This window comes from Microbispora siamensis (assembly GCF_016863095.1).
In the GTDB taxonomy this organism is placed as follows: domain Bacteria; phylum Actinomycetota; class Actinomycetes; order Streptosporangiales; family Streptosporangiaceae; genus Microbispora; species Microbispora siamensis.
This window is the reverse complement of sequence record NZ_BOOF01000011.1, coordinates 41,692-66,016: the sequence shown is the minus strand read 5'-3', so window position 1 is coordinate 66,016 and position 24,325 is coordinate 41,692. Positions and strand designations below refer to the sequence as shown.

12 protein-coding genes are annotated in these 24,325 nt (G+C 72.9%); 4 read left to right on the top strand and 8 right to left on the bottom strand.

The features are described 5' to 3' along the window. Positions 1-268: 268 nt before the first annotated feature. The 7 genes from Msi02_RS12235 to Msi02_RS12205 all read right to left on the bottom strand — a co-directional run bounded on the left by Msi02_RS12235 (position 269) and on the right by Msi02_RS12205 (position 12,444). Complete coding sequence (locus Msi02_RS12235) at positions 269-1,051, bottom strand: lytic polysaccharide monooxygenase (RefSeq protein ID WP_204048452.1); 783 nt, start codon at positions 1,049-1,051, stop codon at positions 269-271. A gap of 107 nt (positions 1,052-1,158) precedes the next feature. Then, a complete protein-coding gene (locus tag Msi02_RS12230; RefSeq protein ID WP_204048451.1) occupies positions 1,159-6,537 on the bottom strand; it encodes a non-ribosomal peptide synthetase/MFS transporter in 5,379 nt (1,792 codons plus the stop codon). Beyond that, entirely contained in the window at positions 6,537-7,631 is a 1,095-nt protein-coding gene (locus Msi02_RS12225; protein ID WP_204048450.1) for a 2-oxo acid dehydrogenase subunit E2, read from the bottom strand. The genes Msi02_RS12230 and Msi02_RS12225 overlap by 1 nt, the downstream gene beginning before the upstream one ends. Next, positions 7,624-8,607 (bottom strand): alpha-ketoacid dehydrogenase subunit beta, encoded by a 984-nt coding sequence (locus Msi02_RS12220; RefSeq protein ID WP_204048449.1) that lies wholly within the window; start codon positions 8,605-8,607, stop codon positions 7,624-7,626. The genes Msi02_RS12225 and Msi02_RS12220 overlap by 8 nt, the downstream gene beginning before the upstream one ends. Beyond that, positions 8,604-9,557, bottom strand: coding sequence for a thiamine pyrophosphate-dependent dehydrogenase E1 component subunit alpha (locus Msi02_RS12215; RefSeq protein WP_239108338.1), 954 nt, complete (start codon positions 9,555-9,557; stop codon positions 8,604-8,606). The genes Msi02_RS12220 and Msi02_RS12215 overlap by 4 nt, the downstream gene beginning before the upstream one ends. Next, positions 9,554-11,047: a condensation domain-containing protein gene (locus tag Msi02_RS12210; RefSeq protein ID WP_204048448.1), complete on the bottom strand. Its 1,494-nt coding sequence runs from the start codon at positions 11,045-11,047 to the stop codon at positions 9,554-9,556. Before Msi02_RS12210 ends, Msi02_RS12215 begins: the two co-directional genes overlap by 4 nt. Then, entirely contained in the window at positions 11,044-12,444 is a 1,401-nt protein-coding gene (locus tag Msi02_RS12205) for a class I adenylate-forming enzyme family protein (RefSeq protein WP_204048485.1), read from the bottom strand. The genes Msi02_RS12210 and Msi02_RS12205 overlap by 4 nt, the downstream gene beginning before the upstream one ends. Before the next feature lie 290 nt (positions 12,445-12,734). Here Msi02_RS12205 and Msi02_RS12200 point away from each other — a divergent pair, with 290 nt between their 5' ends. The 4 genes from Msi02_RS12200 to Msi02_RS12185 are packed head-to-tail and all read left to right on the top strand — an operon-like array spanning position 12,735 to position 22,232. Then, a complete protein-coding gene (locus tag Msi02_RS12200; protein ID WP_204048447.1) occupies positions 12,735-18,803 on the top strand; it encodes a non-ribosomal peptide synthetase in 6,069 nt (2,022 codons plus the stop codon). Further along, complete coding sequence (locus Msi02_RS12195; protein WP_204048446.1) at positions 18,800-19,045, top strand: acyl carrier protein; 246 nt, start codon at positions 18,800-18,802, stop codon at positions 19,043-19,045. The genes Msi02_RS12200 and Msi02_RS12195 overlap by 4 nt, the downstream gene beginning before the upstream one ends. Before the next feature lie 2 nt (positions 19,046-19,047). Next, positions 19,048-20,400: a condensation domain-containing protein gene (locus Msi02_RS12190; RefSeq protein ID WP_239108349.1), complete on the top strand. Its 1,353-nt coding sequence runs from the start codon at positions 19,048-19,050 to the stop codon at positions 20,398-20,400. Further along, on the top strand, positions 20,397-22,232 hold the full coding sequence (locus Msi02_RS12185) for a N,N-dimethylformamidase beta subunit family domain-containing protein (protein WP_204048444.1): 1,836 nt from the start codon (positions 20,397-20,399) through the stop codon (positions 22,230-22,232). Before Msi02_RS12190 ends, Msi02_RS12185 begins: the two co-directional genes overlap by 4 nt. Here Msi02_RS12185 and Msi02_RS12180 read toward each other — a convergent pair. Then, complete coding sequence (locus Msi02_RS12180) at positions 22,186-24,297, bottom strand: ATP-binding protein (RefSeq protein ID WP_204048443.1); 2,112 nt, start codon at positions 24,295-24,297, stop codon at positions 22,186-22,188. The two genes, Msi02_RS12185 and Msi02_RS12180, sit on opposite strands and share 47 nt — an antisense overlap. Positions 24,298-24,325 lie beyond the last annotated feature (28 nt).

The following is a 24,325-nucleotide window of genomic DNA, read 5'->3' as shown; positions in this document are numbered from 1 at the left end:
AGGTGATTCACCCGGGCCCGGCCACCCCGTGGCCGGGCCCGTCGCCGATCCTCAGGATGCGGCGGACGCGGACGCCGGCGAGGCGCTCGCCCCCATCAGGATGCGGTCCACCACGTCGGCGGCCGAGTAGTCGTCCGGCAGCCCGTCGAGGAAGCCGATGTCCTGGCCGAGGGTGAGCAGCGGGGGTTCCGGATGACCGTCCGGCCGGTGCTGCCACCCCGCCGGCGACCGGTCACGAGGACCGGCCGCCGGCTTTCGGGAGGACGGGTCACACGGTCTGCCAGAGCGCCGGGACGTTCGGCGGCTCCCAGCCGGTCAGCGCGGTGTGCGCCTGGACGCACCGGTAGGTACGCCCGTTGTAGGTGACCAGATCGCCGGCCTTGTAGGACGCGCCGGCGGTCCAGGCGCCGCCGGGCGTCGTCGGAGGCGTCGGGGTCGGGGTGGGCGACGGCGATGGGGACGGCGATGGGGACGGGGACGGCCTCGGTGAGGACGAAGGCGAGGGCGAGGGCGTCGGGCTCGGGCTGGGGCTCGGGCCGCCGGGGCCGACCTGGAGGTCGACACAGTTGTAGAAGGCGTTCTCGGTGTCGGCGATGTTCCAGACGGCCAGCAGCTTGATCCGGCCGGTCCTGCCGCCCAGGCTCACCGTGTGCGTGACGACGGACGGAGGCTCCTTGCCGTGGTCGTTGATGACCGCGATCCGCTCGTTGCCGATGTAGTACTCCCACGTGCTGGTGGCGTGGCGGGCCTCGATCAGCCATTTGAAGGTGACCGTGTCGCCGACCGTGGTGACGGGCCAGGGCTTGCTGTCGTCGTCGAGCGGAGCCCAGCGCGCGTCACCGCCGCTGCAGTTGTGCAGGCCCTTGGGCCCCTCGACGCTCTGCGGCTCCCAGATGATCTGACCGCAGTTGGGGACCTTTCCGGCGGCGCACCAGGCCTGCCGGCTCGGCGGGTCGGAGATGTAGCCGTGGGCCGAGGCGGGCGAGGCGATCACCACCACCGCTGCGGCGGCGACGACCAGCGCCGCCAGGGGCGCTAACAGTTTCCGCATGTCAGGGTTCCTCTGTTGGGGGGTAGTGAGGCTAATATAAAAGAAAGTTTCCTAACAATAAACCCCTGGAGTGGAATCCCGACACATGTGGATGTCAGGGCCGGCGGCTACGCGGCCGTCTTCGCCTCGCGGCGTTTCTCGATGGTCTCCATGCCGACGAGGTCGTCCGGCAGCGCGTCGGGCATGTCGGCGTCGAAGCGGGCCAGTCGCCGTACGCGCAGCGCACCCGCCACGACGGCCGCCATGCCCAGCGCGCACACCAGGTAGAGGAACGCGACCCCGCGTCCGGGCCCGACGCCGATCACCGCGCCGACGGTCGAGGCGAGCGCCCCGCCGGGGGCCAGCATGGGGTCGAACAACGCGGCGCCCAGCGGTGCGACGAGCCCCATCCCGATTGGCAGGGTCGACCAGGCCACGAGCGTGTTCAGCGCGAAGACCCGCCCGTGATACCGGTAGGGCACCTTGATCTGCACGATGGTCGAGTACATCGCGTTCATCAGGGTCAGGAAGTACGTCAGCGAGAACGCGCCCGCACCGATCACCAGCAGTGAAGGGCGGAGCCCGGTGACCACGCTGCCGGCCGCGATGGCCAGCGTCGACACGAGCACCCCGCGGAAGCGCCACTTGGCCGGCCCGCCCCAGACGGCCATCGTCAGCCCGCCCAGCATCACGCCGAGGCCCGTCACCACGGAGATCACGCTGACCTCGGTGAGCGTGGCGAACGACAGGACGAGCGGAGAGACGAGCAGCAGGAGCGGGGACAGGAAGATGTTCAGCACCGCGAAGAAGACGAGCATCGCCCGCAGGCCGCGTTCGTTCCACGTGTAGGCGAAGCCCTTGCGGATCTCGGTGCTCAGCGGTTCGCGCGGCCGCCACGGCAGCGTGTCCGGGAACCGGACCGCCAGCACGGCGACGATGGCGAAGACGTAACTGGCCACGTCGATGATCACGATCCCGCCCAGCTTGATCCAGGCGAGCAGTCCCGCGGCGATCAGCGGCACGACGAGCTGTGCGACGCCGTTGGCCATCTGGGTGACGCCCATCGCGTGCCCGAGGTAGCGCTTGGGCACGAGCTGCGGAATGGCGGACGTGTAGGCCAGGCGCTGGAAGTTCGTCGCGATCGACAACGCGACGATCAGCAGGTAGACCTGCCAGAGCCGGAGCTCGCCGAAGAGGATCAGGCAGGCGAGCACGAGCTGGATGCCCGCGCAGGCGAAGTCGGCCAGCAGCATGACCCGCCGCCTGTCGCCCCTGTCGACGATCGCCCCGGCCAGCGGCGAGACCAGCAGCCCGGCCAGGTTGAGCACGGCCAGGATGGAGAACTGCGCGATCGAGCCGGAGTCGACGAGGATCGTCAGCGGCAGCGCCCATCCGGTCAGAGCCGATCCGATCATCGAGATCTGCTGACCGGCGGCGACGGTGAGGAACCGGGTCATGCCGGGCCTGACGACGGGCTCGGCCGCCGGTTCCGGATCACGCGTCCCCGAGGTGCTCACGCCGTGGACCCACCACGAGTCGTCCGTCTCGTGCGGGGCGGGCCGGTCCAGCGAGCGGTGGGTCCGCAGGATCTCGGCCAGCTCGGCGGCCCGGTAGCGCAGGAAGTAGTGGCCGCCCTCGTCCAGCACCACGAGCGCGTTGGTATCGGAGAGGAAGGCCCACTCCCGGTAGCGCTCCTCGTAGAAGTCGGTCGCCGGGTCGCGCTCGCCGACCACCGAGATGATCGGCGCCTTCAGCCGCTGCCGGTCCGGGGAGTCGAACAGCTCGGTGAAGAACCTCTCGGCCGCCTTCGAATCCCGCCGCATCGTACGGATGATCCGGTCGGCCACGCCGGGGTCGAGCTCGTCCAGGTCGACGCCGCGCGCCTTGAGCCGGTTGATGTCGGTCTGGCTGCGGCTCAGCCGGTCGACGTCCACGAGCCTCGACAGCCTGCCCAGCACCCCGCGTGGCCGGGCGAACGGGAAGATCGCCCCGATGTAGAGGGCTTCGACCTCCCGGCCGGCCGCCTCGACCCGCCGCGCCAATTCGACCGCGAGAGCCGCGCCCACCCCGCAGTGGCCGTAGATCGCGATCGGTCCCTCGATCGAGAGGATCTCCTCGGCGCAGCGCGCCGCGAGGGCGTCGAACTCCATCGCCTCCTCGTCGAGGCCGATGTCGTGGCCGGGGATGGCGACGGCGTACAACGCGTGGTCGCCGGGCAGCGCGTCGGCCAGCGGCTGGTAGACGACGGCGCTGCCCGACCCGTACGGCACGCAGACGTAGGTGAGGCGGGCGGTCCGCCCCGCCGGGGTGAGGCGCTGGAGCAAGGGCCGCGGACCCGCGGGGACCGGCCGCTCGGCGAAGGAGGCCAGCTCGCGCACGGTCCGGTGGGAGAACACGTCGACCAGGCCGATCCGGCCGATGCCCGCCTTGCGCAGCTTGGCGACGATCCGGATGGCGAGCAGCGAATGACCGCCGAGGTCGAAGAAGTCGTCGTCGAGGCCGACCCGTCCGGCTTCCAGGACCTCGGCCCAGACGGCCGCGATCGCCTTCTCGGTGCCGGTCGCCGGCTCGGCGTACTCGGTGTCGCCGGCGGAGGCGGCCGGGGCGGGCAGTGCCGCACGGTCGAGCTTGCCGTTCGGGGTGAGCGGCAGGGCCTCCAGGAAGACGAACTGCGACGGCAGCATGTACTCCGGCAGGATGTCGCGTACGGCCGCCCGCATCGCGGCCGCCTGGGCGGCTTCCTCGGGGACGCCGGTCAGGTAGGCGACGAGCCGGTCGGCCCGCACGACGACGACGGCCTCGCGGGCGCCCGCCTTCTCGCGCAGCGCCGCCTCGATCTCGCCCGGCTCGATGCGCAGCCCCCGCAGCTTGACCTGGTTGTCGAGGCGGCCGAGGAAGTCGATGGTCCCGTCGGGCAGCCAGCGGGCCGCGTCACCGGTCTTGTAGAGACCGTCGAAGAACCGCTCGGCGGTCAGCTCCGGCCGGTCGTGGTAGCCGAGCGCGACGCCGACGCCGCCGATGTGCAGCTCGCCGGGCATCCCGACGGGCACCGGCCGGCGATGCCGGTCGAGGACGTGCAGCGTGATGTTCTGGATGGGCGAGCCGATCGGCACGCGTACGCGTCCCGAGAGCCGGTCGAGGGTGCACTCCCAGGAGGACACGTCGATGGCGGCCTCGGTCGGGCCGTACAGGTTGTGCAGTTCCGCCGGGATCGTCCGCAGGCAGCGTACGGCCAGGTCGACCGGGAGCTCCTCACCGCTGCAGATGACGCGGCGCAGGGAGGTGCAGGTGGCCGCGCCCTCCTCGGCGAGGAACACCGCCAGCATCGACGGCACGAAATGGGTGGTGGTCACGCCCTCGGCGTTGATCAGGTCACGCAGGTAGGCCGGGTCGCGGTGGCCTCCCGGCTCGGCCAGCACCAGCCTGGCCCCGGTCGTCAGCGGCCAGAAGAACTCCCACACCGACACGTCGAAGCCGGCCGGGGTCTTCTGCAGCACCACGTCGTCGGGGGTGAGGCCATAGCGCTTCTGCATCCAGTCGAGCCGGTTGACGATGCCGCGGTGGCTGTTGGGCACCCCCTTCGGCCTGCCGGTCGAACCGGAGGTGTAGATCATGTACGCGGCCGTGCCTGGCTCTCCGGCGGACCCGGGCGAGGTCACGGGCACGTCCGCCACCTCCGACGGCTCGTCCAGCAGGAGGACGGTCGCGTCGCCCAGCCGGTCGGCCAGACGCCGCTGCGTGAGCACCACGGGCGCACCCGAGTCCGACAGCATGAACGCGAGCCGGTCGGCCGGGTAGTCCGGGTCGAGCGGCACGTACGCCGCGCCCGTCTTGAGCACGCCGAGCAGGGCGGCCACGAGCTCGATCGAGCGTTCCGCGCAGACCGCGACCAGCGCGCCCGTGCCCACGCCGAGACCGATCAGCCGGTGCGCCACCCGGTTCGCCCGCTCGTCGAGCTCCCGGTAGGTCACCGACGCGCCCCCGAACGTCACGGCGGTCGCGTCGGGCGTACGCGCGACCTGCTCCTCGACCAGGCCGTGCAGGGTGGCGTGCGCCGGGAAATCGGCGGCGGTGTCGTTCCAGGCCGCGATCAGCCCGGCGTCCTCCCCCAGCGGCAGCGGCAGCCTGCTGACCGGCACGCCGGGCTCGGCGACGGCCGCCCGCACCAGCGCCTCCAGGTGCCCGGCCATCCGCTCGACCGTGCCGGCGTCGAACAGCGTGGTCTTGTACGTGAACGTGCAGGCCAGGCCGCCGTCCGGGGTGGGCACCAGGTAGAGCTCCAGGTCGTGGCGGGCCGAGCCGGGCCGCAGGGGAAAGTCCGACACCTCGCCGTCGTCGCTCCGGCCGGCGAAGTCGTGCATCGAGAACAACGTGTCGGCCAGCGGCTGCCTGCTCGGGTCGCGCGGCACACCGAGCGCGTCGACCAGCCGGCTGAACGGCAGCTCCTGGTGGTCCAGCGCCTCGACCACCGTGTCCCTGGTGCGGGCCAGCAGCTCTGCAAAGCTCGGGTCGCCGTCGAGCCGGGCGCGCAGCACCAGCGTGTTGACGAACATGCCGACCACGTCGTCGAGCTCGGGCCGGGTCCGCCCGGCCACCGGGGTGCCGACCGCGAAGTCGTCCTGCCCCGAATATCGCGCGATCAACAGCTGGAACACGGCCAGCATCGTCATGAACCTGGTCGCGCCGTGCCGCCCGCCCAGCTCGGTGAGCCGGTCGACCAGCTCGGGGTCGAGCTCGTGGACGTGTGACGCGCCGTCGAAGCACTGGCGTGGCGGCCGGGGCCGGTCCACGGGCAGGTCCGCCCTCGGCAGCGCGGCCAGTTCCCGCCGCCAGTAGGCCAGCTCACGGTCGAACCGCCGCCCGCGCTGCCACAGCGCGACGTCGCCGTAGCGTACGGCGGGCGCGGCCGGGTCCTCTCCGCGGCACAGGGCCAGCAGGTCGCGCATGAGCAGGTGCGCCGACTGGCCGTCGGCGACGATGTGGTGCACGAGCAGCGCGAGGACGTGCTCGTCCCCGCCCTTCTTCACCAGCAGCGCCCTGAGCAGCGGCCCCTCCGCGAGGTCGAGCGGGATCGCGCTCTCGGCGTCGATCAGCGCGACGGCCTCCTCGTCCGTCGCGGCCGCCGCCTCGCGTAGGGGCACGTCCGCCTCCGGCACGACGTGTACGGCGGGCAGCCCCTCGTCCGTCGCCGGGAACCGGTGCCGCAGGCTCTCGTGCCGCTCGGGCAGCCTGGACAGCGCCGCCCTGAGGCGGTGCACGTCGAGCGGCCCGCGCAGCCGTACGGCCATCGCGATCGTGTAGGTGGAGGTGCCCGGTGTGAAGTGCTCCATGAACCAGATCGGTTCCTGGGCGGGGGCGAGCGGCGGCTCGGCGCCCTCGGGGCGGCGCGGGATCGCCCCGTCGGCCTGGGCCGCGTGACCGGTCTGGCCTGGCCGATCGGCCCGCCTGGACCGCAGCCGCTGTCTGAGCAGTTCCTTCTTCGCCTCGGACAGGTCGGCTGCGGACATCAGGTGAGCCCTTCGACGGCGGCTTTGAGCGCGTTGAGGAAGAGGGCGGCGTCCCTGCCGTTGATCAGGCGGTGGTCGTAGGCCAGGCCGATGTCGGCGAGGGTTCCGTCGCGCGGCGCGGTGACGGCGAGCGCGCAGACGGTGCCGGGGAAGACGAACGGGATCGCCAGCACGACCCCGTGCTCGGTGTGCAGGGTGACGACGAAGTTGGCGCCGGACAGGTCGCTCTCCGTGAACTCGCCGGTGGTGGCCGCGAGCCGGTGCTTCATGAGGGTGGTCGCGATGTCCTTCGTCGTACGGCTCGCCGCGTCGTGGACGACGGGGACGTACAGCCCCTCGCCGACGTCGACGGTGACGCCGATGTTCGGAGCCTCGGACAGCAGTGCCCTGGTGACGCGGGCAGTGCCGTCGGCGGCTTCCTCGACGGTCGCGAAGAACAGCGGGAACCGCTCGTGCAGGCCCGCGACGGCCTGGACGAACACCTCCGCGATCCCCACAGGGCGGCGGATCTCCCTCGTCGTGGCCCGCGCGTACTCCAGCGCCGGGCCGAGGTCCATGCGGACGACGGCGTACGCGGCGGGGATGGTCCGGTGGGACAGCTGGACGGACCTGGCCACGGCCCGCTGCACCCGCGTGAGCCGGTGCTCGGCGGCGGAGGTCTCATCGCCGGCGGGCGTGGCGGCCAGGCGTTCGACGTCGGCCCGCCGGACGACGGGGATGCCGAGCGCCTCGATCCGTTCGAGGTCGATGCCGAGCTCGTCGATGAGCGCCCGCGCGGGGGCCGTAATGAGCGGCGCCGAGTCGTCGGCCGCACTCTGCTGCGCCGTGGGCGGGGACGCCGGTTCTGGGCCGGAGGGTTCCACCGTCCCGCCGATCGAGGCGATCACGTCGTCCGGGCGGCACCAGACTCCCGGCCGCAGCCGGTGGCGCAGGATGCCGGAGGCGCCCGCCGTGAGCTCCTCGGCGGCCTTGGACGTCTCCACCAGCGCGACCGCGTCGTCCTCGGCGACCCGCGCGCCGTCGGCGGCGAGCCACTCGACCAGGAGATATTCGGTGTCGTTGTTGTTCAGCTTCGGCACGCGGAGCTCAGCCACGGATGGTCTCCCTGATCGCGCTGTGGATCGTGGACTCGTTCACGAGGGCCGCCCGCTCGAGATGAGCCGCGGTGGGGATGACCCCGCCGAGGGAGTGGATCAACGTGACCGGGAGGGCCAGGCGCCCCCAGTGCCGTCGATGCACGACGTGGGCCACCTCGGCGCCCCACGTCCCCCCGGCGGTGCTCTCCTCGACGACGAACACCCGGCGCGCCGCGCGGACGTCCGCGTCGAAGACATCGGGCAGGTCGAACGGATACAGCCTGGACGGCACCAGCAGCGTGCCGGCGATCTCCTCCTCGACCAGCAGCGAGCGCATCGCGGCCAGCGCCCGGTGCGCCACCCCGCCGGGGGCGATGACCACGCAGTCGGGGGGACCGCCGAGGGACACCCTGGCCACGCCGCCGGAGACCTCCACCGAGAACGGCGGCTCCACCGCGCCCATCCGGCGCGTGTAGAGGACCTTGTCCTCGAAGAACACGCACGGTTCCGCCCGGGCGAACATCTCCTCGAACACGGCCAGGTTGTCGTGGAACGGCGACAGCTCGTAGAGGGCCAGATTCGGGATGCCGACGAAGTGCTTCTGCGGGCTCTGGCTGTGGGTCGGCCCGTAACCGCGCCCGCCGCCGACCGGGCAGCGTACGACCATGCGCATCGGCAGGCGGGAGCCGTACATGGAGACCGACTTCGACGCGAAGTTGAGCAACTGGTCGAAGGCGAGCGCGGCGAAGTCGCCGAACATGATCTCGACGATCGCCAGGTCTCCCGACAGCGCGAGACCCGCGGCGAGGCCGGTGACGGCGTTCTCGCTGATGGGGGTCGACAGGACGCGGTCGGGGAAGCCGGTGGACAGCCCTCGGGTGATCTTGAAGGCGCCGCCGTACGGATCGACGACGTCCTCTCCCAGCAGGTAGAGGTTCGGCTCCCGGGCGAGCAGGGCGGCCAGCGCCGCGTTCAGGTTCTCCGCGACCCTCACGGCCCCTCCCACCGTGTCCCTTCCCACCGTGACGGGCCCCGCGCCGTGACCTCCGCGGCGACCGCGTCGATGTGCGCGCGGGCCTCCGCGTCGAGCCGCGGGAAACGGCCGGAGCAGGCCGCCGCGCACCGGGCGTACCAGTCCTGCTCGCGCAGCGCCTGTACGGCTGGGGCCGGCCTGGTGTCGTCGCCCTTGCTGTGCGGTCCGAGGCGCCGGGTGACGAACTCGACGACGAGAGGCGTCGAGCGGGAACGGACCCGCGACACCAGGGGATCGAGCGTGCGGCGGATCTCGGTGACGTCGGAGCTCTCGACCAGGTGGTGGTCGATGCCGAACGCCGCCGCCCGGCCCGCGATGCTCCCCGCGAGGTGCCGGGAGGTGGGCGTCGACTGGGCGATGCCGTTGTTCTCCACGACGACGAGCAGCGGCAACGCCCACAGCGACGCGATGTTGAACGCCTCGTAGACCGCGCCCTCGCCGAACGTGCCGTCCCCGATGTAGACGCAGGCGAGGCGGCCGGGCTCGGCCCGCTTGAGGTGCAGCGCGACCCCCGCGGCGACCGGCAGGCTCTCCCCCTGAACTCCCGTGGACAGGAAGCGGTCCCTGCGGATGTGCTGGCTGCCTCCGACCCCGGCGCAGACGGCTCCCTCACGGCCCATGATCTCCGCGAGCAGTCCGGCGGGGTCGCGGAAGCGCGCCAGGTAGTGGCCGTGCCCGCGATGGTTGCTGAACACGTGGTCGCCCGGGTCGAGCAGCGCCTCCATGGCGACCGGGATGTACTCCTGGCCGAGACAGGTGTGGGTCGTGCCGTTGAGCAGGCCCCTGCCGAACAGGTCCAGCAGCTTCAGCTCGAACGCCCGGATCATCAGCATGAGCGAGAGATCGGCGTCGTCCGGACCGTCCGCCTCCGCCGGGAAGACGGCCGGCTCGGCCGTGACGGGCCGCGTCACCGGCGGATCACCTGGAGCACGCCGGCGATCGTCGGATTGTCGAAGAAGTCGTCCAGCTCGACCTCCACGCCCAGCCGCTTGCGCATGCGGGCGATGATCTGGGTGATGGTCAGCGAGTGGCCGCCGAGCTCGAAGATGTCGTCGTGCGGCTCGATGGGAGCGAGCTTGAGCACCTCCTCCCAGATGGCGCGGATCTCGGCGGCCAGCGGATCGGCGAGATCCACGCCGGCGCCGGTGTCGCCCGTGTCCTCCACCAGGTGCGGCGCGGGGACGGGCCAGGCGACCACGGGTTCCCGGGTCGGCAGCATCTCCAGGGGCCGGGCGGGATCCTGCGCGACCGCCGCCAGCACCGCCCGGAGGTCGTCGGCGAACCCGACCGGATCGGCCAGCTCGCCGGGGTCGTAACGGAGGCTCGCGGTCATTCCCGGTGCCGTCACCGCCGAGCCGTCGGAAGGGCCGGCATGGTCGAGGACCTGGAGCTGCAGGGCGCCCCGCACCGCGTGGTTGAACGCCAGCCGGTCGACCTGACCGAACCCCTCCGCCGAGCCCGTGCCGTACGCCGCGGCGCGCCGGTAGCTGACCGAGACGGGGGCGAGCGCCGCATGGGGTTTCAGCCCGGCGACCGCCCTCGCCAGGGGGACCTCGCGGTAGGTGTACATGCTCCTGAGCTCGGCGCGCAGCCCGGCGGCGAACGTCGTGAACGGCGCGTCGGGCGGCGGGCTGGAGAAGACGGGCAGCTCGTTGACGAAGGGGCCGATGTGTCCCTCCGACTCGGCGGTGCGGGTCGACAGGTCGATCGCGGTGACGACGTCGGCGTTGCCGTACGACATGAGGAGCGCGTGCAGCGCCGCGAGCAGCACCTCGAACCTGGTCAGGCCGGGCAGATCGGGCACGTCGAGCGTGAACTCCAGCAGCCGCCCCTGACCGGCCCGGCGGGAGCGGAGCACCCCGCCCGGTAGGAGAGTCTCGCCCGGCTCGCGCCACCTGTCCGCCCAGAACGCGCGAGCCTCGCCGAGCAGGGCGGCCACCCGCTCCCGCTGGCCTGCGGCGTGGTCGAGAGGCTCGATCGGCGGCGGGACGGCACCGGCCGCGAAGGCGGCGAGGTCGGCGACCAGGACGTCCTTGGACCCGCCGTCGAAGACCAGGTGGTGGGCGACGATCACGAGGGTGTCGCCGACGAGCGTGAAGCGGACGAGGGGGCCGTTCTCCAGGTCGAAGGGCCGCCTGACGGCCTCCTCCACCGACTCGCCCGTCTCCAGGGACGGGTGCCGGGTGGCGGGCACCAGGTGGGGCACCCCGTCGTGCTCGCGTACGGCCCGGCCCAGCAGCGGATGCCGCTCGACCACGCTTGCGCACGCCTTGGCCAGCACGGCGGGATCGGGAGCCGGCGAACCGCCGAAGCGGATCACGATCGGCATGTGGTATGCCGACCCCGCCCCCATCCGCTCGGTGACCCACATCCCATGCTGGGCGAACGAGACCTGCGTCATAGTGCGACCTCTCGGAGTGAGCGCTTGTCCACCTTGCCGCCGTGGTTGCGTGGCAGGGCGTCGAGGGTGATGAGCCGTACGGGAAGCTCGTGCGGGGCCAGCAGGTCCTTGAGGAAGATCCGCAGCTCCTCGTGCGGGACGGTCCCGACGACGGCGACCGCGACGGCCTTGCCGAGCGTGGGATGCGGCACCCCGAAAGCGGCCGCCTCGACGACGCCGGGGTGCCGGTGGACGGCCTCCTCGACATGGATCGTGGACACCTTGTAGGCCCCCGACTTGATCACGTCGCTCTCGCGATCGACCAGGTAGAGGTAGCCGTCGTCGTCGAGGTAGCCGAGATCTCCCATGCGCACCCAGCCGCCGCGGAAGACCTCGCCGGTGGCGGCCTCGTCGCCGTAGTAGGCGCGGGTGACGGCCGGCGACCGCATCCACACCTCGCCGGTCGCGCCGGGCGGCAGCGCCCCGCCGTCCGCCGCGGCGATCCTGACGGCCCCGCCGGAGACCGGGCGGCCCACGCTGGACGGCCGCTCCGGATCGAAGATCATCACGGTCTGCGCGGGCGCGGCCTCGGTCGAGGTGTAGTAGTTCGTGATCGTCGCGTTGGGGAACGCGGCGCTGAGATCGCCCGCGACCCGCGCCGGCAGCGGCGCCGCCGCCGAGCCGAGCAGCAGCACGCTCGACAGGTCGTGCCTGGCCTGCACCCCGGCGGCGAGCATCTCGATCGCCATGGCGGGGACGACGAAGACCGTGCCCGCCCGGTAATGCTCGATCAGCGCGGCGAACCTGCCGGGCGTGAAACGCGGCAGCGTGACCACCTCGGGGTGCGCGTCCACGGCGTTGACCAGCATCCACTGGCCGGCGTTGGTGCCGACGGGAAAGGCGTGCGCGAGGTGCCTGGAGTGGGTGAACGGCCTGCGGCGGCCCCCGCAGCCGTGGGCCAGGTTCGCGTGGGTGGCGGCGACCCCCTTGGGCCGGCCCGTGGTGCCGGACGTGTAGAGGATCTGCGCCGGGTCGCCGGGCGCCGGCGGTTCGAGATCCTCGTCCCCGCCGCCCTCGGCGTACGGCAGTTCGCCCGGCCGCAGCACCGCGGTGGCGCCGCAGTGCGCGAGCATCGCGTCGACGTCCCCGCGGGCCAGGCGGTCGGAGAGCGGCACGGCGACCGCCCCCGCCCCGAGCACGCCGAAGAACGCGACCGCGTAGTCCAGCCAGTCGCCGTTGCCGAACACGAGGCCCACCCGGTCACCGCGGCCGATCCCCCGGCCGCGCAGCGCGCGGACCAGGCCGTACGACCTGCGCTCCCACTCGCCGAAGGTCAGCGAGCCCGAGCCGTGGACGGTCATCGCCACCCGGCCCGGGTCGGCGGCGGCCCGCTCTCGAAGCAGGCCGGGAAGAGTCATGCTCACGATCGGCTCCCGGAAAGTCGCCAGGACGAGAATCGCCAGATCAGAGGTCACCCGGCCACGCGGACACGCGTGGCCGTACGGGTTTTCTAATAAGAAAGTTTCCTAATTAAATTTCGGCGCCAGTCTGACATGAGCGCGCCGAGGGCGGCAACCCCCTCCCGCCGAACCGGTCCGGCGCCGCACCGGCGGAGCCTTGCGGGTGGCCGAAGATCCGTGGAAGACTGCGGCCAGCCGAAAACAGTTAAGAATCTTTCCAGAAGGCCACCTGCCCCGGGGGTAGGCACGTGAAGACAGGTCCGCTGTCCCGTGGTCAGGAACGACTCTGGTTTCTGAACCAACTCGACCCCGACGATCCCTCGTACAACACCGCCTACGCCTACCGGCTGCGCGGGGAGCTCGACGTCGCGGCCCTCGAGGCCGCCTTCGGCGCGGTCGCGGCCAGGCACGACGCGCTGCGCACACGCTTCGTCCAGGTCGATGGACGGCCGGCGGCCGTCGTGGAGCCGCCCGCGCCGGTGACGATCGAGCAGGTCGCGGCGGGATCGGAAGACGAGGCCGGGCGGATCGTGCGCGCCCGCACCAATGCCGCGTTCGACCTCGCCGAGCGGCCGCCGTTCCGGGTCACACTGGTGCGTCTCGGCCCCGCCGACCACGTGCTGTGCGTCGTGTTGCACCACATCAACGGCGACGGCTGGTCGCTTAACGTGCTCAGGACCGAGGTGGCCGCCCACTACGCGGGCCGCGCGCTCCCCGAGACGCTCCCGCCGCAGTACGGCGACCACGTGCGCACCCGCGACGACCGCGCTGACCTGAACCGGGCGGACCTGGACTGGTGGGTGTCGCGACTGACCGGGGCGCCCGTCCTGGAACTGCCCGCCGACCGGCCGCGTCCGGCCACGCGGGGCACGGCGGGCGGGGAGGTCCGTTTCCGCATCCCGCCCGAGCTGGCCGCCAAGGTCGCGGAGTCGGCCCGGCAGGCGCGCTGCACGCCGTACATGCTGCTGCTCGCGGCCTACCAGGCGCTGCTCTCCCGGCACAGCGGGCAGACGGACTTCTGCGTGGGCACTCCCTCGGCCGGGCGCGACAGCACCGAGCTGGAGCAGATGATCGGCTACCTGTCGACGACCATGGTGCTCCGATGTGACCTGTCCGGTTCGCCGAGCTTCGCCGAACTGCTCCGCCGCACCCGCCGGGCCGTCCTGGACGCGCTCGCCCATCGGGACGTGTCGTTCGAGCGCCTGATCGGCGTGCTCGGAGTGGAACGCGACCCGAGCAGGACACCGCTGTTCCAGACCATGTTCGCGCTGCACACCCACGGCGACGTGGCCGATCCGGTGCCGGGCCTGGTCGCCGAGCCGTTCCCGCTCGGCTGGCACCCCGCCAGGGTCGACCTGTCGCTCGACCTGTACGCGGAGGACGACGGCGGCGTGCTCGGCGTCGCCATCTACAGTCAGGAGCTCTTCGACCACGAGACGGTCGAGCTGATGACCGAGCGCTACCTCGTGCTCCTCGCCGCGGCGGTCGCGGACCCCTCGCTGCCCGTGGGACGGCTCGAGCTGCTCACCGGGCGAGAGCGGGCCAGGCTCGCCGCCTGGAACGACACCGCCGCCGAGCTGCCTCCGCTCACCCTGGTCGACCTGGTGCTCGACCAGGTGGCCGCCGCGCCCGACGCGGTCGCGGTGGTGGCGGAAGGCACACCTCGCCGGGAGCTGACCTACCGCGAGCTGGCCGTACGGGCGGCGGGGCTGGCGGCGCGGCTGCGCGACCGGGGCGTCGGGCGCGGCCGCGTGGTCGCGGTGCGCATGTCGCGCGGCCCGGCGATGATCGTCGCGCTGCTCGGCGTCGCGATGGCGGGTGCGGCCTACCTGCCGGTGGACCCCGACTACCCGGAGGCCCGCGTCGAGTACATGATCGAGGACTCGGGCGCGGCCCTCGTCCTCACCGACGCCGACCTCGCCGGCCTCCTCTCGGGTCTCCCGGGTGAGGATCCCGCTGACGCGGCGCCCGCCGAGAGGCCCTCACCCGGCGACACCGCCTACGTGCTCTACACCTCCGGCTCCACGGGACGGCCGAAGGGGGTGGTGGTGCCGCACCGCGCGCTCACCAACTTCCTGCTCGCCATGCGCGACCTCGTCGGATCGGAGCCGTCGGACGTCTGGCTCGCGCTCACCTCGCTGTCGTTCGACATCTCCGCGCTGGAGCTCTACCTGCCGCTGGTCACCGGCGGCCGGGTGGTCGTCGCCGGCGCGGAGACGGCACGCGACGGCGCGGCCCTCGCCCGGCTGATCGCCGGCACGGGCGTGACCCACGTCCAGGCCACCCCCTCGGGCTGGCGGGTGCTGCTCGCGGGCGACCTCCCGCCGGTCGTCGCCCTCGCCGGCGGCGAGCCGCTCCCGCTCGCGCTCGCCGCCGAGCTGCGGGCGCGGGTACGCAGGCTCGTCAACATGTACGGCCCGACCGAGACCACGATCTGGTCGACCGCCTGGGAGGTGCCCGAGCGGCCCGGACGGGTGACGATCGGCCGGCCGATCGGGAACACCACCGTCCACGTGGTCGACGCGGAAGGCGCCCGGGTGCCGATCGGCGTGCCCGGTGAGCTGCTGATCGGCGGCGCCGGTGTCGCGGCAGGTTACCTCGGCCGCCCGGGCCTCACGGCGGAGCGGTTCGTGCGGCACGCTGACGAGCGGGTCTACCGCACCGGCGACGTCGTCAGATGGCTGGCGGACGGCACGCTGGAGTTCATCGGCCGCACGGACAACCAGGTCAAGCTGCGCGGGCACCGGATCGAGCTCGGCGAGATCGAGGCCGTGCTCGAAGCGCATCCGGCCGTCCGCCAGGCCGTGGCCGCCGTACGCGACGACCTGCTCGTGGCCTTCGTCGTCCCCGGCGTTCCCGACGGCTCGGACGCTTCGGCGGGGTCGGAGGCGCGGACCGACGTCCTCGACCTCCGGCGGCACGTCGCCGGGCACCTGCCCGGCTACATGGTCCCCGCCACCGTCGTGACGCTCGACGCGCTGCCGCTCACCCCGAACGGCAAGGTCGACAGGAAGGCCCTGCCGCAGCCTCGGGCCGCCAGGTCGGCGGGCATCCCGCCGCGCACCGACGCCGAACGGCTGGTGGCCGGCGTCTTCGCCGAGGTGCTCGGCATCGAGGACGTCCGGGCGGACGACGACTTCTTCGCGCTCGGCGGTCATTCGCTGCTGGCCACCATGGTCACCGCCAGGCTGCCGGTGCGGATCCCGGTACGCGCGTTGTTCACCCACCCGACCGTCGCGGCGCTGGCCGAACTGCTCGACGAGACCGCCACGGGGGGCGACGACGGGCCGCGCCCCCGCCCGGCCGGGGAGCCCGCGCCGCTGTCGCACGGCCAGGAACGGCTCTGGTTCCTGCACCGGCTCGACCCGGACGACGCCTCGTACACCATGTGGATCGTCCGGCGGTTGCGCGGGCCGCTGGACGCGGCGGCCCTGGAACGAGCCCTGGCCGCGCTGGTCTCCAGGCACGAGAGCCTGCGCACGAGGTTCCCGGAGGTCGACGGCGCCCCGGTCGCCGTGGTCGAGCCGCCGGGGCCCGTGCCCGTCGAGGTGGTCGCGGCCGCCGACGTCGCACACGCGGAGGCGCTGGTCGCCGAGCGCACGAACGCGCCGTTCGACCTGGCCTCCCGGCCGCCGCTGCGCGCGACGCTGATCCGCCTCTGCTCCGCCGACCACGTCCTGTGCGTGGTCCTCCACCACATCCTGGGCGACGGCTGGTCGCTGAACGTCATGCTGGACGAGCTGGCCCGGCTCTACTCCGGCGAACGGCTCGACCCGGTACCGCTGCAGTTCGGCGACGTCGCCCGCTGGCAGCGCGAGCGGAACCAGGACGAACTCGTCGCCTACTGGGGCGAGCGGCTGGCCGGCGCGCCTCCGCTCGACCTGCCGACCGACCGGCCACGCACCTCGCCTCCCGCCAGGAAGGGCGGCTTCCACACGTTCCGGCTGCCCGCCGAGGACGTGGCGCGGCTGGTCGAGCGGAGCAGGGAACACGGCGCGACGCTTTTCATGACGCTGCTGACCGCCTACCAGTCGGTGCTCGCCGCGCAGAGCGGGCAGAGCGACATCACGATCGCCACCGTCGCCTCCGGCAGAGACCGGGTCGAGCTCGAGAAGACGGTCGGCTACCTGGCCGACGTCCTGCTGATCCGTCCCGGCCCGCCCGTCGCGACCGGCCTGGCGAGTTTCGGGGAGTCGCTGGAGCGGACCCGCGACGCGGTCCTGTCGGCGTTCGAGCACCAGGGCATCCCGTTCGAGCGGCTGCGTGTGCCCGCCTTCCAGACGATGGCGATCCTGCACAACCAGGACACCGGCGCCACCCCGGCCGCCTTCTCCGGGCTGGTGGCCGAGCCGTTCGCGCACGGCTTCGACCGGGTCAAGTTCGACCTGATGCTGGAGGCGTGGCAGGACGAGCGCGAGTTGCTCGTCGTGCTCTCCTACGACGCCGCGCTGTTCGACCACGGCACGATCGAGGCGATGGCGACCCGGCTGGAGAGGGTGCTGCGGCAGGACTTCGCCGCTCCCCCGCGGCTGATCACTCCGGCGGAGGAGGCCCGCCTGCTGGAGCTCGGCCGGGGGCCCGACGTCGCGGCCGAGCCGTACGTCCCCGAGCTGGTGGCCTCGGCCGTACGCGCGCACCGGGACTCCCGCGCCGTGGGCGACCTGACCTACGGCGAGCTGGACGCGCGCGCCGGCGAGCTGGCCGCGCTGCTTCGGAGACGCGGCGTCGGCCCCGGTGACATCGTGGGCGTCCTCCTCGGCAGGACACCGGACGCCGTGGCCGCGCTGCTCGCTGTCTGGCGTGCCGGGGCGGCCTACCTGCCGCTCGACCCCGCACATCCGGGCGAGCGGCTGGCGTTCGTGCTCGACGACAGCGCCGCCGCGCTCGTCCTGACCTCCCCCGACATCGCTGGGGGGCTGCCGCCCGGGATCCCAGTGGTGTACACGTCGCAGGCCGTCTCCGGAAGCGCGCCCGATCCCGTGCCGGTCACGGGCGACGCCGTGGCGTACGTGATCTACACGTCCGGCTCGACCGGGACGCCGAAGGGTGTCGTCGTGGAGCATCGCAACCTCGCGGCCAGGGTCTCGTGGATGGTCCGGGAGTACGGCCTGGGGCCGGGGGACGTGGTCGTGCAGTTCGCCTCGCTCGGCTTCGACACGCACGCCGAGGAGATCTATCCGGCGCTGGCCGCCGGCGCCCGTCTGACGCTCCTGCCGGACGGCGCGGTGACGCTCACCGACCACCTCGACGGCGTCACCGTCCTGGATCTGCCGACCGCCTACTGGCACCACCTGGTCGACCAGATCGAGTCGATCGCCTGGCCGCCGGAGCTGCGGCTGGTCATCCTGGGCGGGGAGCAGGTGCACGAGGCGGCGGTGACCCGCTGGCGTGAGCGGTTCGGCGACCGGGTGCGGCTGGTCAACACCTACGGCCCGACCGAGGCGACGATCATCGCCACGCTCGCCGAGCTGGACGGCTCGCCCGGGCGTCCGCCGATCGGCAGGCCCATCGGAGGCACCCGCGTACACGTCCTGGACCCGGCCGGGCGGCTCGCTCCCCCCGGTGCCGCCGGAGAGCTGTGCATCGGCGGGGTGGGTGTGGCCCGCGGTTACCTCGGCCGTCCCGAGCTGACCGCCGAGCGGTTCGCCGACCTGTGCGGCGAGCGCGTCTACCGCACCGGCGATCGGGTGCGGTGGCGGCCCGACGGGCAGCTGGAGTTCCTGGGCCGGCTCGACGACCAGGTGAAGGTGCGCGGGTTCCGCATCGAACCGGGCGAGATCGAGGCGCGCCTGCTGGCCCATCCCGAGGTGGGCGAGGCGGCGGTCGTCGCGATCGGCGACACGCTGGTGGGTTATGTCACCGGCTCCGCCGACTTCACCGAGCTGGCGGAGTTCACCGGCGCGGCGCTTCCGCCGTACATGGTGCCGACCGCCTGGGCACGGCTCGACCGGCTGCCGCTGACACCGAGCGGCAAGGTGGACCGGGCCGCGCTGCCCGCTCCGCAGGCGCACCGGGAGGCGTACGTCGCGCCCGGCACCGACGCCGAGGAACTGGTGGCCGAGGTCTTCGGCGAGGTGCTCGGCGTCGAGAAGGCCGGGGTCCACGACGACTTCTTCGCGCTCGGCGGTCACTCGCTGCTCGCCGTGCGTATCGTCGCCCGGCTGCGTGGCACGACCGGCCTGGAGCTGCCGATCCGCACGCTGTTCACCCATCCCACGGTCGGTGGGCTGGCCAGGGCGGTCGAGGAACTCCTGATCGCCGAGCTCGACCAGATGTCGGACGAGGAGGCGGAACGCCTCGCCGAGGAGCTGAAATGATCAAGAAGAGGCTGGCGGAACTCGTCGCGGAGTCGTCCGACGGCGCCGTCACCGCGGACGAGGTGCTGGCCGCGACCGTGCCGCTGTCGGCCCTGGGCGTCACGTCGATCACGATGCTGCGGCTGATCGACGCGATCGAGTCGGAGTTCGGCGTGGAGTTCGACCTCAGCGAGGACGGCATGGGCCTGCTGGACGATCTCGACCGGCTGGCCGCGCACCTGGCTTCCGTGGCTCCCCGGTGAACATGATCGGCCGGGTGGCGCACGTCGAGTTCGCCGGGCCGGGCTCCGCGCTGCTCACGGCACCGCTGACCTGGGGCCAGCGGGCCATCTGGGAGGCGATCGTGCGGACGGCCCCCGACGATCGTTACTTCAATTTCGGCCGGGTGCTGAAGGTGCCGGGTTCCCGCACCGTCGCCGAGGTGTGCACGGCGCTGGCCGCCCTGGTGGAGCGGCACGGTGCGTTTCGCACCACAATGAGCGACGCCTTGCGCACCACAATGAGCGACGCGTTTCGCACCATGCCGGCCGAGCCGTACGGGCGGGCCGAGCCCTACCAGCGGCTGGCGGAGAAGGGCCGGCTGCCGATCGAGGTCACGACCGAGGACCCCGACCGGGTCCTGGACGAGCTGGCGGCGCGGCCGTTCGACTACTTCGGCGAATGGCCCCTGCGGGTGGCGCTGGTCCTCGACGGCGATCGGGTCGCCCATGTGGTGCTGGTCTTCTGTCATCTGGCCGCCGACGGGCTCGGCGCGGCGGCCGCGCTGCGCGACCTGCGGATGCTGCTGCTCAGGGGTCCTGGTGCCCGGCTGCCCGGGGCCGCTCAGCCGCTCGATCTCGCGCGCTGGCAGGCCGGTCCTGAGGGGCGGCGGGCGGCGGAGACGGCGGCGGCGCACTGGGAGCGCGAATATCGGCGGATCCCGCCGACGATGTTCGCCGCGCCGAGCGGCTCTCCGGCCGAACCGCCCGTATGGCGGGCGCTGCTGCGCTCCCCCGCCCTGGAGCTCGCCGTCCGCTCGATCGCCGCCGCGCATGCCGCCTCGACCTCGACCGTGCTGCTGACGGCCGTGACCGAACTGGTCGGCCGCTTCACCGGCCACGAGACGTGCGCGGTGCTGCCGATCTCGGCCAACAGGTTCCGGCGGGACACGACGGACATCGTCGCCACGATGTCGCAGGAGGGGCTGTTCACGCTCGACCGCCGCGGCGCGTCCTTCGCCGGCCTGCTGCGGGCCGCCGGGCCGGCCGCGCTGCGCGCCTACCGCAGCGCCTACCACGACCCGGCCGACCGGAACCGGATCACCGCGTCGGCCGGCGCCGAGCGCGGCGAGCCGGTCCACCCGTACTGCTGCTTCAACGACATGCGCTTCGCCGACCCCGGACCCGCCCGGTGCGATCCGGCCGAGATCACCGCGGCGCTGGCGCGGACGTCGGTGACCTGGCCGATGAGCCAGGACAAGCTGAACTGCCGGTTCTGCGTCCACCTCACCACGGAGGGCGTCTCGCTCACCGCCGACACCCGGTATCTGTCCCGCCCTGACATGGAGCGCTATCTGCGGGAACTGGAGTCCCTCCTCGTCGAAGCGGCCGTCGGATGACCGTCCGCGCCTACGCCACCTCGACATCCTGCGTCCAGGGGGCCTCGCTCGGCTTCGTCCTCGACCGCCCGGCGCCCGTGGCGGTGACCGACGCGACCGACGACCGGGTGGTGTTCGAGGGAGTCGCCTCCGCTCGTCGGTGGGAGCTGGACATCCCCGCCGGCTGGCGCAGCTCGCTCTACCGGGCGCGCTTCGGGCCGGAGGAGCCGTGGCCGTTCGGACTGCCCGGAAGCGCGCCATGCCCGGACAACGAGGTCTATTTCGTGGTACGGCAGGCCGTGCCCAGCTCGCCGGTGCTGGTGAGCGTCCCCTTCACCACCTGGCAGGCGTACAACAGGGCGGGGGAACCCGGGCAGAGCATCTACTGGACCGAGTCGCCCACGCGGGCCGCACGGGTGACCTTCGACCGGCCCGGCGGTGGACCTCCTCCCGAACGCTGGGAGGAGGGGCTGATGCGCTGGCTGCGCCGCGGCGGCTACGACGTCGCGTACTGCTCCAATCTGGACCTGGACGATGGCCTGGACCTGCTGTCCCGGCACCGGCTGCTGATCGTCAACGGGCACGACGAGTACTGGTCGCTCGGGATGCGCGACGCCGTGGAGGAGTTCGTACGGCGAGGCGGCAACGTCGCGTTCTTCTCCGGCAACACGTGCTGGTGGCAGATCAGGCTTGAGGACGGCGGCCGCACCATGGTCTGCCACCGCGACGCGGTGACCGATCCTATGGCCGCCGCCGACCCCCGCCGGACGACCGTCGAGTGGTCGGCGGCGCCGGTGAACCGCCCGGAGAACGCGCTGACGGGGGTGAGCTTCCGCGCGGGTGCGGGAGCCTGGGGGCCGCACATGCCGCGCATGCTGGAGGAGTCGTACACGACGCGTTTCGCGGCGCACTGGGTGTTCGAGGGGACGGGGCTGACCGACGGCGACAAGTTCGGCCAGGGCTGCCTGGGCTACGAGACCGACGCCGCCGAATTCGAGGAGGTCGGCGGCGTCCCCCGGGTGACCGGCAGGGACGGCACCCCGCCGTCGTTCGTCGTCCTCGCCACCGCGGACCTGCGGCACTGGAGCGCGTACGGCCAGGGCGGCATGGCGACGATGGGCGTGTTCACCAGCGGTCTCGGCACCGTCTTCACCGCGGCGACCGTGAACTGGGGCAACGGCATGCGCGATCCCGTCGTCGACCGGATCACCCGCAACGTGATCGACCGTTTGTCGGCCGCCGCCGACGGCGGGCGCTGGGACGTGATCGGCCCGCCGGCCGACCTGCGGGCGCTCGCGGTGCTCGGCCGGACGCTGTACGCCGTGAGCGCGGACGGCATGCTGCTGGCCCGGGAGCTGTGCGGCCAGAACCTGCCCTGGCGGCCCGTCGGCCCCGCGGAGGGCGTACGCGGGCTGGCCGTCCCGCGCGAGGCCGCGGGCGGCCTCGCCGTCGGTCTGTACGGCGTCACGCATGACGGGCGGCTCCTGCGCCACCACGAGCCGGGATGGCGGGAGGTCGGCCCCGCGCCCGAGTCCGCGATCGGCCTGGCCGTGGCCGACTGCACGTTCTGGGTGGCCACGTCCTGCGGCGAGTTGTGGCGGCAGCCGTTCGGCAGCGGCGCCTGGGAGCCCGCCGGCTCGTCGGGAGGTGCCGTCGCCCTCGGCGGGATGAACGGCAGGCTCTTCGCCCTGGACGCCGAGGGCCGTCTGCTGACCCGGCTTCCCCCGCCCATGAGGGATGACTCCGAATGGGAGAGCCACGTGGAAGCGGTGCCGGGTAGCACGTTCACCGCCCATGCCGGGCTCGTCATCGTCGCCGGACGAGGCACCCCCCTCCACTGGCGCCACGTCTGACGGCTGCCCCGGTATCCGTGCCGGTGCGCGACGCGTGGGTGATCTTCAAGGGAGTCGTCGTCCGATCGATCGCGTCGTTCAGACGCGCTCGCCGCAGTGCGGAGACGCCGTCGGCGAGGGTCTCCTGGACGAGGGCGTGGACGAAGGCGAAGCGGCCCGGACGTCCTTCGGAGACGAGGCCGGCCGCCATGGCGAGCTCCAAGTGGCGCAGGGTGGCGTCGAGGGTCAGCCCGGCCAGCCGCGCGGCGACGACGGGGTCGAAGTGCCGCCCGCTGATGGCTGCCGCGCGGAGCAGGGCGCCGGTGGGCTCGGGCAGGGATCGGATGCGGGCGTGCACGAGGTCGCGGACCCCGGGCGGAAGGCCGCCGGAAGCGCCGGCGGTGGTGTGGCGCAGGAGCTCGATGGCGAACAGGGGATTGCCGCCGGTGCGCACGTGCAGGGACCGCAGGTCGTCGTGGGAGGCGTGGCCGGCAGTGAGCTCGGCCAGTTCACCGGGGGTCAGGCCCGCCAGGGGAAGGCGCAGGGCATGGCGGCGGGCCAGGGCCGCGAACGTGTCGGCGAGCGCGGGACAAGGAGCGGGCCAGTCGCGCGCGGTGGCCACGATCGTGACGCGTGCGTGAGTGAGGGCGTCGACCAGATGGGTCACCAGGCGCAGCATGGCGGGGGCGGCGTGGTGCAGGTCGTCCAGGACGATCAGCACCGGGCGCTGCACAGCATGGGCGGCGAGCAGATGCGCGGCGCTCTCGCACGTCTCGAATTCCGTCGGTGCCGGATCGGCTTGCGGACAAGGACCGACGCCGGATGCGGTGGGTACGGTGCCCTCGGGTGCGGCGCCGGAGACGAGCTGGTGCAGCAGGCGTGTCCAGGGCCAGAGCGGGGGTGCCTCGGGGGTCGCGGGGCATCGGGCGAACGCCACGGCGTGCCCGCGATCGCCGCCGCGGACGGCCACACGTTCGGCCAGATGGCTCTTTCCGATTCCGGGTTCTCCCGTGATCAGGGCGATCCCCGGCCGTCCCGCCTCGCCCGCCTCCAGCAGGTGATCCAGGGCGGCGAGTTCGCCACGCCGCCCCGCCGTCGCCCGCGGGGTCGCATCCGTGCCGGTCCCGACGCGGCCCCCCGTGGCGGGCGTGGCCGTGAGGCCGGCGGGGCCTAAGGCCTGGAACGGGCCGGGAGCCGAGGCGGCGGGCGACACCGGCAGCGGGGTGCGGGCACCCGGGAGCCGCAGATGGGGAGACTGGCGGAGGATGTGCTGTTCCAGCTCGCGTAGTTCGTCGCCGGGGTCGATGCCGAGCTCGTCGGCCAGCGTCCGGCGGGCGGCCCGCAGGACCTCCAGAGCGTCGCCCTGGCGGCCGCAGCGGTACAGGGCCAGGGCACGCAGGGCCCACAGCGGCTCGTGCAGCGGATGTTCGTGCGTCAGCGCCTCCAGTTCGCCCACCACCTCCTGATGCCGCCCCTGCCGCAGGACGGCCGAGACGCGCAGCTCGCGGGCGCGTTCCCTGGCCTCGACCAGGCGGGCGACGGCCCCGGCCGCATACTCCTGTCCGCCGAGGTCCGCATAGGGCTCGCCCCGCCACAGTTCGAGGGCCTCGGCCGCGGCCCGCTCCGTTGCGCGCGGATCGGCGGCGTGCTCGGCCTCGGCGACCAGGGCCAGGAAGCGGACGACGTCGACGCGCCGGGGGTCGACGGTGAGGCGGTACCCGGTGTGGTCGAAGGTGAGCACCCGGCTCCTGGCGCGTGGGAGGCGCTCGGGCTCCAGGATCCGTCGCAGGTGGGAGACGTACACCTGCAGCGAGGCGAGCGCCTCGGCCGGTGGGTTCGGGCCCCAGATCCGGTCGATCAACGTGGTGGCCGGCACCGGGCGTCCCTCGGCGAGCACCAGGACGGCCAGCAGCGTCCGGACCTTGGGCGTGCCGACGTGGAGGGGGAGGCCGTCGCCGCCGACGACCTCCAACGGGCCCAGCACGCGGATGCCCACACCCTCACCCGTGGGTCCGCTTTCCCTTCCTCCGCCGGTCGGCGCGGGAGCGGCCGCGACCGTCGTGGTCGGCGGCATGAGCTCAGCCATGAGAACCTCCTGTCCACCAGGTCGGCGG

Excerpts from the sequence above, each read along its gene's own strand:
- Msi02_RS12230 (WP_204048451.1), bottom strand. The coding sequence starts at position 6,537 with ATGTCCGCAGCCGACCTGTCCGAGGCGAAGAAGGAACTGCTCAGACAG.
- Msi02_RS12185 (WP_204048444.1), top strand. The coding sequence starts at position 20,397 with ATGACCGTCCGCGCCTACGCCACCTCGACATCCTGCGTCCAGGGGGCC.
- Msi02_RS12195 (WP_204048446.1), top strand. The coding sequence starts at position 18,800 with ATGATCAAGAAGAGGCTGGCGGAACTCGTCGCGGAGTCGTCCGACGGC.
- Msi02_RS12180 (WP_204048443.1), bottom strand. The coding sequence starts at position 24,297 with ATGGCTGAGCTCATGCCGCCGACCACGACGGTCGCGGCCGCTCCCGCG.
- Msi02_RS12205 (WP_204048485.1), bottom strand. The coding sequence starts at position 12,444 with ATGACTCTTCCCGGCCTGCTTCGAGAGCGGGCCGCCGCCGACCCGGGC.
- Msi02_RS12210 (WP_204048448.1), bottom strand. The coding sequence starts at position 11,047 with ATGACGCAGGTCTCGTTCGCCCAGCATGGGATGTGGGTCACCGAGCGG.
- Msi02_RS12235 (WP_204048452.1), bottom strand. The coding sequence starts at position 1,051 with ATGCGGAAACTGTTAGCGCCCCTGGCGGCGCTGGTCGTCGCCGCCGCA.
- Msi02_RS12190 (WP_239108349.1), top strand. The coding sequence starts at position 19,048 with ATGATCGGCCGGGTGGCGCACGTCGAGTTCGCCGGGCCGGGCTCCGCG.